This is a genomic window from Streptomyces sp. NPDC001787 (assembly GCF_040297465.1).
Lineage (GTDB): Bacteria > Actinomycetota > Actinomycetes > Streptomycetales > Streptomycetaceae > Streptomyces.
This window is the reverse complement of sequence record NZ_JBEOZE010000001.1, coordinates 203,813-214,951: the sequence shown is the minus strand read 5'-3', so window position 1 is coordinate 214,951 and position 11,139 is coordinate 203,813. Positions and strand designations below refer to the sequence as shown.

The following is an 11,139-nucleotide window of genomic DNA, read 5'->3' as shown; positions in this document are numbered from 1 at the left end:
GGTGTGCTGCTGCCCACCCTTTGTATCGCCCCGAACCGGCCCCGTCGGCGAAAGGTAGGGAAGAGCGGTTCAGCGCTTCGACCAGGCGAGCGCCGGGCCCATCGCGTAGCGCTTCCGCAGCTCGTCGGCGACCCGCCGGGAAGCGGGGGGACGGCCCTTCTTCGGCGCGGGTTCGGCCGGGCGTCCGCTGGGGGATTCCTGCACGGACACGAGCGGGCTTTTGACGTCACTCTGGACATCGCCCTGGGCCGGAGTGTCCGGGCTGGTTTCACCTTCGGACGGCAAGGCGGGGACGTTATCCGCCGGGGCCGCCGACTCCTCGCGCAGCTGCCTCTCCAGCGAGTCGAGCCGGTCCAGCATGGGCGTATCAGGCTGAGGCAGCACCATCGTGGGATGGTCCCTCGGCGTCGTCTCCTGGATCAGAGCGCGCCGTGCCCGGGCCGGACTCGTGCCCAGCAGACGCATCAGATCGGCACACTGCCGGGTCACATCCTCCAGGGAGGGGCGGTCCTCCGCCTTGTGCGCCAGCATGGCCGACACGACGGGGGTCAGTTCGGCGGGCAGCCCGGACAGGTCGGGCCCGATCTCGGCGTTGACCACTTGCGCGGCCACCGCCTCCCACCGGGCGCCGTCGTACGGATAGTGCCCAGTCGCCGCGTACAGAAGCACCGTGCCCAGCCCGTACACATCAGCCGCCTGAGTCACCTCCAGCTCACCCAGAGCCTGCTCAGGCGGCATGCAACGCACGGTACCGATGACCACGCCGGCCTGCGTGAGCGACCCCTTGGACGCCCCGACGAAAGCGCCCAGCCCGAAGTCGATGATCACCGGACCGAAGTCACCGAGGACGACGTTCTGAGCCTTCAGGTCACGGTGCACCAGCCCCGCGGCATGCACAGCGGCAAGCCCCTCGGCCAACAGCGCGCCAAGACTCGCCACGAGTGGCGTGGACAGCAGGCCTTGATCCTTCACGACATCGGAGAGCGGGCGGCCGGGAACGTAGTCCATGGCCAGCCAGGGCTGCTCAGCGAACGGGTCTGCCTCAATGAAACGGGCCACACGACCCGTACCAGAGATCGTGCGCGCCATCGCCGCCTCGCGTTCGAATCGGGCGCGCGTATGCGGATCCGTGCGGTCGGGCCGGATCACCTTCACGGCGACCGGTTCACCCGCGACCGAGTAGGCGAGGTATACCTCCCCCATCCCGCCCGCGCCGAGCCGCCGCTCGACGAGGTACGGCCCGATACGCGACGGTATAGACGCGCCGCTCACCGCACACCCCCTGACTCCCGCAGCGAAAGCACACCCTCGCTCGGCGCATGCCCCCGCTCCGCCGTAGAAGAAGCGAAGCACGAGGGGCATGGACACCGATGAATCACCGCTACAGTCTACTGATCGGCATCCCGCAGGAGAAAGTGATCACATCGGACTGGGCCAGCCTCCAGACTCATGTCCGGAATTAGGCCGCTATAGATGTGGCTCATTCCGCAGCGGGGCCCACAGATGTACGCGTGGCTGTCCTGAAAGCAGGCCTGGCAGACGAAGCAGGCTCACAACCCGATCGGAATAGCCAGGGGCCCGGTTTCCATTGCTTCTCCCGTAGAGATCACGCAGAGGGAGACGCTGGTGACCGACCTGAAGCTGTTCCGGCTGGATACCGAGGGCCAGGACGTCGAGCTGCGCGGCTCCACGGTGACGCTGGAGGTGGAGCTGCAGCGGCGGGTCGAGACAGGCATGGAGGCCATGCTCGGCATCCGCTTCCTGGCGTCGGAGTACCCGACGGGGCCTTGGCACCGGGGCCGGATCACTCACTCGGCCTGGACGAGAACGGCACACCTGCGCTGATCGAGTACAAGAAAGGCGCCGACAGCGGTGTCCTATCTCAGGCTGTCTCCTATCTCTCGTGGTTGGACTCCGCGCGCCACGAGTTCGAGGCCCTGGTCAAGGAGAAGCTGGGCTCCGAGGCCGCCGAGTCGATCGACTGGCGGAACCCTCGGATGGTCTGCATCGCCGCTGGCTTCTCGCACCACGACCGAGTCGCAGTGCATCGTCTGCGCGAGCGGGTCGACCTGGTGCGCTACCGCGTCTTCGAGGGTGGGCTGCTGAGCTTGCTGCTGATCGAGTCCACTCCCGGATCCACGAGACAGGTCTCGGATCGTCGCCAGAGCCGCGAGCGGGAGGTCACGGCTGGTGCCGCTGGCGGAGGCGGAAAGACATCCGCTCAGGCGACTGCCGCCGCGGGTGCGGTCCCTGGCTGCCTGCAGGACCTGTACGCGGAACTGGACGAGGCGCTCACGGCATGGGGCGAGGTGGAGGTGGCGTCGCTGCGGCACTACATCGCCTACCGGCGGTTGGTGAACGTGGCGTCGGTGATCTTCCGTCCGAAGCACGAGGCGATCCTGGTGTACCTCAGACTCGACCCGGACTCGGTCGAGTTGGAGGAGGGCTTCACCCGGGACATGCGCGGTATCGGACACCTCGGGACCGGCGACCTGGAGGTCCGCGTCGTCTCGGCAGCCGACTTGGAGAAGGCGGCGCCGCTGATCCGGCGGGCGTTCGAGGCGGCCTGACGTAACAGGAGGGGCGGCTGGTGCATCGGTTAGTCGATGCTCCAGCCGCCCCTTTGGCGTCTGTGGGCCGCCGGCCCTGGCCTCTCTTCGCTCTCACGATCATGCCTCCGGTCCGGCCAGCTCGAAGTCGTCCTTCGTCAGTTCGGCCCGCAGCCGCTCCTCCTCGACGTCGGCGTAGTGCGCGGACAGCTCGACGCCCACGAAGCGGCGTCCCTCGCGCAGGGCCGCGACCCCGGTGGAGCCGCTGCCGGTGAACGGGTCGAGGACGGTGCCGCCCTCGGGGCAGACCTGGACGAGCTGCTGCATGACCTCGACCGGCTTCTGGGTGATGTGAACCCGGCCCTTGCGGGGCTGGGAGGCGATGTAGTGGCCGGGCAGGTAGAGGTCGCGGGTGTTGTCGAGGGAGCCCTTGACGCCCTAGACGATGAACTCCGAGTCCTGCTTCGGCCCGCCCTTGCGGGGCCGGCTGGACGGCTTGATCCACGGAATCGTGCCGCTCCAGGTCCATCCCGCCATCTGCAGGGCGTCGGAGGTGGTCGGCTCCTGGCGCCAGTCGGTGAAGACCATCGCGACCGCGTGCTCGGTCGAGGCCCGGTACGCCTCGGTGAGAAGTTCGGTGAGCCAGGAGCGGTAGGAGCGCTGGTCGCGGTTCTCGCCCGGGAAGTTGGCGAGGTCGTGCGCCGAGTTGCTCGTGACGTACTTGGCACGTGCGGTACGTCCGGTTCGGTCCGAGCTGGTGCGGCCCCCGGAGTTGTACGGCGGATCGGTGATCACCGCCTGGACGCTCTCGTCCGGGAGCGACTTCAGGACGGTCAGGGCGTCGCCTCGGTGCAGCGTGTAGCTCATGGCAAGGGCCTCTCTTCGGGCGCGGCGGAGTCTGGACCTGCTCCGGACAGCGCTCAACGGCGTGCATCCGGTGCGAGGTTGCAGCGGAGGTTAGCGGCGAAATCCGGCCGCGCCTAACGAGGTGGCTCCCTGCTTCGGGCCCCTGGATGGCAGTCGTTTGGCGCGGCCGGAATCCCGGTCTACTGTCTCGCCGTGCCACCGGGAAGGAGCGCTGCTCCACCCCCGTTGAGCTGTGCTTATCCGTGCTATCTCGTCCAATCGAGCTGCGTCGGAGGCATGTTGCCCATCTGCCCGCGAGCGCCGTGAGGAGGCCCCTGTGCACTGCCTGAGATTACGAGCGCGGCTGGCTGCCGCGCGTGACCTGAAACCGGCGTCCTGGAGCTACCAACTCCTCTGACCCGGGCCCGCCGAGAGGCGGATGCACATCGGCGCGGTGCCGACGGCTTTGCACGAGAAGTCGGCACCGCGTCTCCTTCGAACACCGAGGAGCCGCTGCGATGCAGCATGCCCTGACACACCCGCGCCCCGACCCACCTCCCTCGACCGGTCCGCACCGCCGTCGCGCTGAACGGCGGCGGCCGTGAAGAAGACGACGGGAGCCCTCGTCGGTCTGTGCGCCACCGGACCACTCCTGCTGGCACTGCCGATCCTTGGCATCGGGGCCGGGACCGCTTCGGCTTCGTGCTCGACCGACGGTGCACAGGGTGTGGACGCCTCCGCCGTCGCCAAGCAGGTGAAGGCCATCCTGGACGGCGGCGACAAGGGCTCGGTCTCCGTGCCGGGGCTGGACGCGCCTGCCGACCAAGTGCCCAACGCCAAGACGATCCAGGCCACGGGCGTCGCGATGAACATCCCCGCCCGAGGGCAGGTCGTCGCCCTGGCGACCGCGCTGCAGGAGAGCGGCCTGCGGAACCTGACCTACGGCGACCGCGATTCGCTGGGTCTCTTCCAGCAGCGGCCGTCGATGGGCTGGGGTACGGCCAGCCAGATCCTCGACCCGGTGCACGCCTCGACGAAGTTCTACGAGGGGCTCAAGAAGGTCTCCGGCTGGCAGTCCCTCTCTGTCACCCAGGCGGTACAGAAGTCGGGCTTCCCGGGGGCGTACGCCAAATGGGAGCCGCTGGCCACCGCCCTGCAGAAGGCCATCGAGCCCCTGCTGCAGAAGGCCGGCGGCGCATCGCCGAGCCCGTCGCCGTCCGGCTCTGCCGACACCAGCCCCTCTCCCGATTCTGCGGAGGGTTGTTCGGCGGACGGCGATGGGACGGACTTCGGCACCATCCCGGCGGGTGCACTGCCGAAGGAGTACAAGATTCCCGCCTCCGCGCCGCCGAAGGTACAGACGGCGATCCGGTGGGCGCTCGGCCAGCTCGGCACCCCGTATCAGTGGGGCGGCACGTGCACCGACTCCCACGGCAAAAACCCGATGGGCCGCTGCTCCGCAGTCGAGCGCCTCGGCGGTGAACTACCCGAGTCCGGTGTGGTCGTCCTGGGTGACCTGGCGTCCGCCCTGCTGCGCGGCGGCGACATAGATCGCGGGGCCTACGTAGCGCACCAGTTCGCCGCAGCGGCGGAGTCGAAGCCCAACACCATGGGCCGGCAGCGGGCTCAGGCCATCGCTGCCGGGCTCCCCGACACTGAGCATGACCTGGCCAGCCACCTGCTGACGTTCGCGACGCTGTGACGCGTCGAAGCGCACAGGCTCGGCGAGAGCAAGGCGCTGTAGTTCAGATCTCTACCCCGGGCGCGTCTCGTCGACGACCCAGGACAGGTACGCCTCCGACCCCCCGGTCACAGGCAGCGTGACCCACTGGGGGACGTCGTACGGGTGCCTCTCGTGCAGCCATGCCTCTAGCGCGGGGAGGCGATCCGACGACGTCATGTAGGAGATCCGCCACTCCTGAGCCGCCTCGACCTTCCCCTGCCACCAGTAGAAGGCGGTGATGGGCGCATCGATGTGGACGCCCGCCGCCAGTTTGCTCTCAACAGCGCCTCTGGCGAGGGTCTTCGCCTGCTCCTCGTCGTCACTCGTCGTCTGCGCGATCACGATCTCGGGGTCCATGCGGCTACCTCTCCAGCTCGGGTACCGCGACCCTATCCACTAGTCCGATGAAGGCGGGCGGGAGGTAGTTACCGGCAGGGCTTGGCGATTCGGTGCCCAGCAGACCGCTCGGACGATCAGTTGTTCAATGTGTCGGAATCAATCGCGTACGGGAACGCAAGCCAGTCATCCTTCATCAGCCCTCGTGCGAAACCAGCGAGCCGTAGGGAACCGGATCGCGCATCAGGCCCGGAGTAGCTGGAGTCGCCTGAAAAGGCGCCGAAGTACGAACGCAGGGATCAGGCGTCGGAGCCCGAAGCGGTAGCCAAGGGCACGCTCCATCGTGGTGACTATGTGCTGTTGGTTCCCCACCCCGAAGCCGCCCAGGTTCATCTCGGCGGCGGCGGTGACAGGTGTGGCGTTCCAGGCATCGCTACAGGCCTGCTTGAAGGCAGCGTCGAGGTTGGTGAGGCAGTTGTCGAATACCTCACTGAGTACCGTGCTCTCCGTCGCGATCCAGGCGCGGCTCTCTGCGAGGGTCTCCTGGAGGTCGTGTCCGGTGATTGCGAGCGTGCTCAGGACCTCGGGATCGTCGCTGGTGCGGCGGCGTATCCGGTAGGGGTACTCGATACGTGCGACCAGAACCTTCACCGCGGCGGCGTAGCGGTCTCGGCGGACGGTCGCTCCAGCGCGCAGGCCGGTGAGGACGTGTCCGAGGGCTCCCGCGACGACGGAGGAGCCTAGGACGAGCGCGAGGATCGTGATCACAGATGTGGATGCCGTTTCTGGTGCGGTGAAGGGTGCCGGGCCCATCGGCGAGCCTCCTGTTGTGTCTCGGCGGTATGCAGCGGGTGGGTGCCGTGGGCGGGTTGGCCATGTGGTGCGTCTTCGGCCGGCCAGGTGCCTGAGCGGCGCCAAGCCTCTTCGTAAAGCAGATGTCGGTGAACGAGAGTGATCAGCGCTTCCAGGCCGTCCTCGGGGATCCAGCGCAGGGCCGCGTCATCGCCGGGGTATTGCAGGCACAAGTCTCTTAGCGGCGGCGGGTTGCGGTGCTTGAAGGCACGGTCGGCAGAGTCGAGCGGGAAGGCGTGCACGGTGTAGTCGGGTCGGATGACGAGACGGACACGTTCGGTGGAGTAGTTCTCGCGTTCCAGGGCGGGCAGCGGGCGCAAGGTGAGTTCGAGGAGCGCGGCTCCGCCCGGACCGACGCGGCCAGCCGCCTGCTCCACGCCGTAGACGGTATCGGCGTGGAGCAGGTGGTCGGCGGCTGCGCCGGGGTCGGCGAGCACCGCCTTCAGCGGGTACGCCATGACCGGACCGGTCGCGCGGGCTGCTGCCCGCGCGGGGAGACGACGGCGCGTCCGGTGGAGGTGATGCTGCCGGCCGCCAGTGCGCGCAGCGCGTCGATAGCGTTCTGGGACTCGGACTGTGGGAACGGGTCTCCGATCAAGGTGTGCCAGATCTCGATGGCCGCAGCGTGCTGTCCGTCCTCTTCCAGACGTAGCGCCTCGGCCGCCCGTCGGGCGGTGGCGGCCAGCGTGGTGGCGTACGTATTGCGCTCGTCGATCGTCCACTCGGCGGTGAGGTCGTCAACACCGGTCGGGTCGAGCACCGGGTGGGTGACCGCCTGGGCGGCGTGAGCCAGGGTGGTGGCGAGGGCCTGGGAGGGCTCAAGCGGGCCGGTGACGGCCGCGTAGGCGAAGGCCTCCCACAGCAGCCCGCAGGTGTCGTCGAGGACAGGGTTGCCCTTCTTGAACGACTTCAGCATGCGGACCTGGTGGACGAACCGTCCGCCGGTGGCCTGGTTGCGGGTGCTGATGATCCGGTTGAGCGTCCGGGTGTTGGACCACTCCCAGGTGTCGTTCTCCCTGTCAGCGATGTAGACGATCTCGCTGTCTTCAACGTCGAGCGCGGGGACCAGGTCGAAGGTGAAGTCCAGCTCGGCGAAGGTGACCTGGAGGGCGTGGGCAGGGGCGTCATCCACGTCGAAGAGGGCGTCGGGGTACTTCTCGGCGATGACCCCGCGGATGAGGCTCATCGCCTGGGCGGGGCCGCCGGGCTGACGCAAGGTCTTCTCCAGGCGCGGATGCATCCGGATGACCATGTCGACGTCCTTGAGCGGCTTGAGCATCGTCTTGCGGGCAAAGCTGCCCTGCAGGAAGGTGGCGATGGCCAGGCCAGCGTTCACCAGATGTTCGGTGATCGCGTTGTGCCGCTTCTGGGCGCTTTTGCGCTCGCGGCCATCGAGGTTGAGTTCCTCGTCGAAGGCATCGAAGGCGTTCTTGGTGCTGTCGTTCATCGTGCTGTCGTGCTCGTTTCTGCCGGCCGGGTAGATCGTGGTGCCCGGTGCCGGCTCCGGGGTCCCGTACGTGGTGAGGCGCCCGGGGTGGGTGCCTTCACTGGGGACAGACGACGTAACTCGGCGGTAGCGCGACGGGTGTGACAAGAGTTCAGTCGCAGTCGCGGCAGCGGCTGCTGGCGCCGTCGAACATGGCCGCCGGATGGACGACGAAGCAGGCCGTGCACTGGCGCTCGAACACCTTGCGGTCGCAGCCGCAGCGGTCGCAGTCGGGGCACGGGGCAGACTCGCAGCGGGCGCAGGCGCGGGCGAAGGAGGTGAAGTCCTCCCCGCAGTGTGCGCAGGTATAGCTGGCGGCCTCGGGGCCGTTGTATCGAACGGAGGGCGCGAAGGTCCTCCAGGGCGCGAGGTCGGTGACGGCGACGGCGAGGACGTAGCCGTCCATGGCCGCGGTCTGCAAGTACAGCTCCTCACCGGCGACGGCGCCGTCACGGTAGGCAAGCCGGCCACGTCCCTCGACGTGTCCCTGGCCCGACAGGGCCGTGCGCAGGACCGGGACCTGGCTCTGGTCGCTGCCGCGCCGCAGTGGGGGCAGGCCGTGGGAGGCACCGAAGGCGAGGATGCCGTCGCGATCGAGGAGCAGGATGTGACCGGGAGCTGGGAGGCGTTCGCTGGCTTTCACGCACGCCGCCATACGGGAGGCTTTGCTCACCCGCCACAGTGCGACTGCGGCGTCCGCCGTGGGACCGGCGGCAGTGATATGGCGATCGGTGAGTGTGTCGGGCAGGAGGATGTCGGCGGCGAAGGCATCGCAGGCAGCATCCTCCAGGGCGGCGCCACCGTCGGGCTCGGCAAGCAGGACGTCCATCAGCTCCACCACGGTCTGCTGCAGGTGGTGGCCCAGCTCATGGAGACCGGTGAACTCGCGGCGGGCCAGGCTGGCAGAGGTGGCGACGGCGAGGACGGCGGGAGTACCGGCGAAATAGGCACCGGAGACACTGCAGCCGCCGCCAGAGCGATCGTCGGGTACGTCCCTGACCTGAAGGCCGGGCCACTGCCGCAGCTCGTCAAGGGCGCCGTCGCCCAGCCGCTGGGCAGCGCCGGGGTGGTCGCGCTGCAGGACGGTGAGTATGGCCTTGGCCTGGGCACGGGCCGCGGCGCGGCGCAGGTAGTCCATCACTCGCTCTCCGGGCCCAGGTGCACGTGGAAATAGCGGTCTACCCGAGCAGGCCAGTCCGCTTCCGCAGGGCGCTCCTGACGCGCTGCCAGTGTGAGCGTGGCAAAGAGTGCCTGTCGGCGGGCTTCCTGTTCAGCGGTTCCGGTGAGGTGGGCGAGCCGACGGATCTGTTGGCGGCGGGCGGGGCGACTCAGCTCGTGTACCAAACGGTCGGGCAACGGCGGATTGGCAGCCAGGATCGCGTCCGCAGACATGCCCAGGGTCGGTGCGAGGAGGTGAGCTTCGGGCGGGGTGAGAGGTGTCTGCGCGCGCAGCAGCGCGAGGGCGCGCGGTGGCCTGATGCTCAAGCGATGGATCAGTTCGGTGGGGCCCAGGCCGCACTGCTTCAGCAGGGCAGGCAGACCGCCGCTGCCCGAAGGCGCCCAGCGCGCCGTCGCCAGCACGTTCATGGTGTCGGCGAGGGCGGAGCGGAACTCGGCCGCCTGCGATGCGGGGCTGGGAAGGGGGCTGCCATAGCGGTACCCAGAGGCATCCGGGGCGGGTGAGCCGTCGGCTTCCAAAGGAACGGACAGCTCACTGACCTGCCGGTCCAGGACATACCACGGAAGACGCCTGCCCAGACCGCACCACAGGGCAAGCGGCTGCTCCAGGGTGGAAGCCTCGGCGGGCAGCAGCACCGTGTCGGGGTCGTTGAAGCGCGTCTCCAGGGAGACGGGCAAGGCATGCACCGTGGTGTCATCGACCGCCGCGATAGCCACAACCTCGACAACGCCTTCCCACACAGCGCGCCAGATCTGGCCCGGTCGGGGATCACCCGGCGCTGCCGCCGCCACGGTACGGACCGCATCGGGAACATGCAGCTGGGCGGCTGCAGCGCGAAGCCGCTCATATGCGCTGCTCGATGCCTGGATCATCGGGCGGCCCCCATTCCTCTCGGCGGTCTGTTCCCACTATGGACAAACGACGTCACTCGCCGAACGTCAGGGGGGTTCGCTGCTGCGGCGCAGCAACGATGCGGCTACCTCTCGGGGATCACTACCCGAAGCGGTCAGAGCCAGCATGAGCTTCTCACTCAGCGCATCCATGATCGCGGACGTCTGTCGGCGCCCGAGTCCAAGCAGGACGGAGACTTCCGCCGGATCGTCCTCCAGGAACGACAGCAGTTTCCGCTCCTGCGGGGACATGTCCGCCCAGATTTCCCCGGCTATGGTCTCGGCCTCCACGGGAACGGTCCCGTGTTCCTGATCGGTGGCAGAGCCGATGAGCGCGCCATCATCCGCGTACAGCGTCGTGTACTCGGCAGGAGCGAGCAGCTCGAAGCGGGCTTCAAGAACCTTGGCCAGTTCTTCCTCCCGGACCGCTCCACCTGCTGCCTCCAGCACTCCGGTGAGTACGGCCATCAGGGCGCGCACGGTTTCCCTGGGAGTCGGCCCGGAGTGGTTCCAGGCAGTGATCCATACTCCACGCACTTCCCAGGCGGCTTTGACCAGTTCATCAAGATCGCCTTGCCAGACGGCGCCGGGCGGATGAGAGGTCAGGGCCCACCGGGGCGAAGTACCAGCCAGGGCGCGAAACCGGCTGTCCGCGCCAAGGCGCGCGGCGAAACGCCGCCGCAGCTTCCCCCGCTCGGTACGTTTGGCTTCGTCGATCAGGAAATTCCTGATCGACGTGAAGAACATCTTCTCCAGGGAAGCGTCGTCGACCGTCTTCAGGAAGCAGGTCATGAGGAAGTTCTCGCCCTTCCTGCTGATCATCTCGAACAGGAGCTCGTCGACCGCCTCGTCCGTCCACGCGGCATGACCTTCGGGCGGTGGAAATCCCTGGGATCGTGCCACCTGACGCCCGACGCGTCGCAGCAACTCAAGACCCAGATCACCAAGCTGGCCGTACTGCGCCAGCTCCTCATGCGCCCCGCCCGCCATCGACCACACCGGCCTCCCCTGCGGACTGCGCCGTCCGCACTGGCCTCTTCCTATACACCTCCCGATGCGCGGACGGAGGTCCGCCACGCCGTTGGCTCAGCACGAGAATGCTCGCCCGGCTGCGAACGGCGATGCGTGGCAGATCCCCGCGGGGCTTCTTCCTGCCTCTCCATCCCAGGGACTTTTCAGGGACTTTCAACGCTGTCTGAGGGACTTTTCGCGACCTAACGCGGCAAGCCCCTGAAAGACCGGAAAGGGCCTCCGACGCAGGTCAGAGGCCCTTTCCA

General features: G+C 68.1%; 9 protein-coding genes and 2 pseudogenes. 2 read left to right on the top strand and 9 right to left on the bottom strand.

The window, feature by feature from the left end; all coding sequences use genetic code 11:
- Nucleotides 1-69: 69 nt before the first annotated feature.
- Nucleotides 70-1,272, bottom strand: a complete 1,203-nt coding sequence (locus ABT170_RS00940; protein ID WP_351863584.1) for a serine/threonine-protein kinase — start codon at nt 1,270-1,272, stop codon at nt 70-72.
- Nucleotides 1,273-1,626: 354 nt separating this feature from the next.
- On the opposite strand from ABT170_RS00940, the pseudogene ABT170_RS00935 reads away from it, so the two are divergent.
- Nucleotides 1,627-2,570 (top strand): annotated as a pseudogene (locus ABT170_RS00935) (DUF5655 domain-containing protein).
- A 99-nt stretch (nt 2,571-2,669) separates the two neighbouring features.
- Here the strand turns inward: ABT170_RS00935 and ABT170_RS00930 are convergent.
- Nucleotides 2,670-3,416: pseudogene (locus tag ABT170_RS00930) on the bottom strand (DNA-methyltransferase).
- A 580-nt stretch (nt 3,417-3,996) separates the two neighbouring features.
- Between ABT170_RS00930 and ABT170_RS00925 the strand changes: the two are divergent.
- Complete coding sequence (locus tag ABT170_RS00925; protein WP_351863261.1) at nt 3,997-5,097, top strand: hypothetical protein; 1,101 nt, start codon at nt 3,997-3,999, stop codon at nt 5,095-5,097.
- A 51-nt stretch (nt 5,098-5,148) separates the two neighbouring features.
- Here ABT170_RS00925 and cutA read toward each other — a convergent pair whose 3' ends face one another.
- The 7 genes from cutA to ABT170_RS00890 form a co-directional block, all read right to left on the bottom strand.
- On the bottom strand, nt 5,149-5,475 hold the full coding sequence (cutA, locus tag ABT170_RS00920) for a divalent-cation tolerance protein CutA (protein WP_004921029.1): 327 nt from the start codon (nt 5,473-5,475) through the stop codon (nt 5,149-5,151).
- A gap of 222 nt (nt 5,476-5,697) precedes the next feature.
- A complete protein-coding gene (locus ABT170_RS00915; protein ID WP_351863259.1) occupies nt 5,698-6,222 on the bottom strand; it encodes a hypothetical protein in 525 nt (174 codons plus the stop codon).
- Nucleotides 6,219-6,764, bottom strand: a complete 546-nt coding sequence (locus ABT170_RS00910) for a hypothetical protein (RefSeq protein WP_351863258.1) — start codon at nt 6,762-6,764, stop codon at nt 6,219-6,221. Before ABT170_RS00910 ends, ABT170_RS00915 begins: the two co-directional genes overlap by 4 nt.
- Complete coding sequence (locus ABT170_RS00905) at nt 6,749-7,753, bottom strand: SMODS domain-containing nucleotidyltransferase (RefSeq protein WP_351863256.1); 1,005 nt, start codon at nt 7,751-7,753, stop codon at nt 6,749-6,751. Before ABT170_RS00905 ends, ABT170_RS00910 begins: the two co-directional genes overlap by 16 nt.
- A gap of 151 nt (nt 7,754-7,904) precedes the next feature.
- Nucleotides 7,905-8,930: an ImmA/IrrE family metallo-endopeptidase gene (locus ABT170_RS00900; RefSeq protein ID WP_351863254.1), complete on the bottom strand. Its 1,026-nt coding sequence runs from the start codon at nt 8,928-8,930 to the stop codon at nt 7,905-7,907.
- Nucleotides 8,930-9,844 carry a hypothetical protein gene (locus ABT170_RS00895; RefSeq protein WP_351863252.1) on the bottom strand — a complete coding sequence of 305 codons (915 nt, stop codon included), beginning with the start codon at nt 9,842-9,844 and terminating at the stop codon, nt 8,930-8,932. Before ABT170_RS00895 ends, ABT170_RS00900 begins: the two co-directional genes overlap by 1 nt.
- A 66-nt stretch (nt 9,845-9,910) precedes the next feature.
- A complete protein-coding gene (locus ABT170_RS00890) occupies nt 9,911-10,852 on the bottom strand; it encodes a hypothetical protein (protein WP_351863582.1) in 942 nt (313 codons plus the stop codon).
- Between the last annotated feature and the right edge of the window lie 287 nt (nt 10,853-11,139).

Coding starts and splice junctions, on each gene's coding strand:
- cutA (WP_004921029.1), bottom strand. CDS start 5,475: ATGGACCCCGAGATCGTGATCGCGCAGACGACGAGTGACGACGAGGAG.
- ABT170_RS00910 (WP_351863258.1), bottom strand. CDS start 6,764: ATGGCGTACCCGCTGAAGGCGGTGCTCGCCGACCCCGGCGCAGCCGCC.
- ABT170_RS00905 (WP_351863256.1), bottom strand. CDS start 7,753: ATGAACGACAGCACCAAGAACGCCTTCGATGCCTTCGACGAGGAACTC.
- ABT170_RS00900 (WP_351863254.1), bottom strand. CDS start 8,930: ATGGACTACCTGCGCCGCGCCGCGGCCCGTGCCCAGGCCAAGGCCATA.
- ABT170_RS00895 (WP_351863252.1), bottom strand. CDS start 9,844: ATGATCCAGGCATCGAGCAGCGCATATGAGCGGCTTCGCGCTGCAGCC.
- ABT170_RS00890 (WP_351863582.1), bottom strand. CDS start 10,852: ATGGCGGGCGGGGCGCATGAGGAGCTGGCGCAGTACGGCCAGCTTGGT.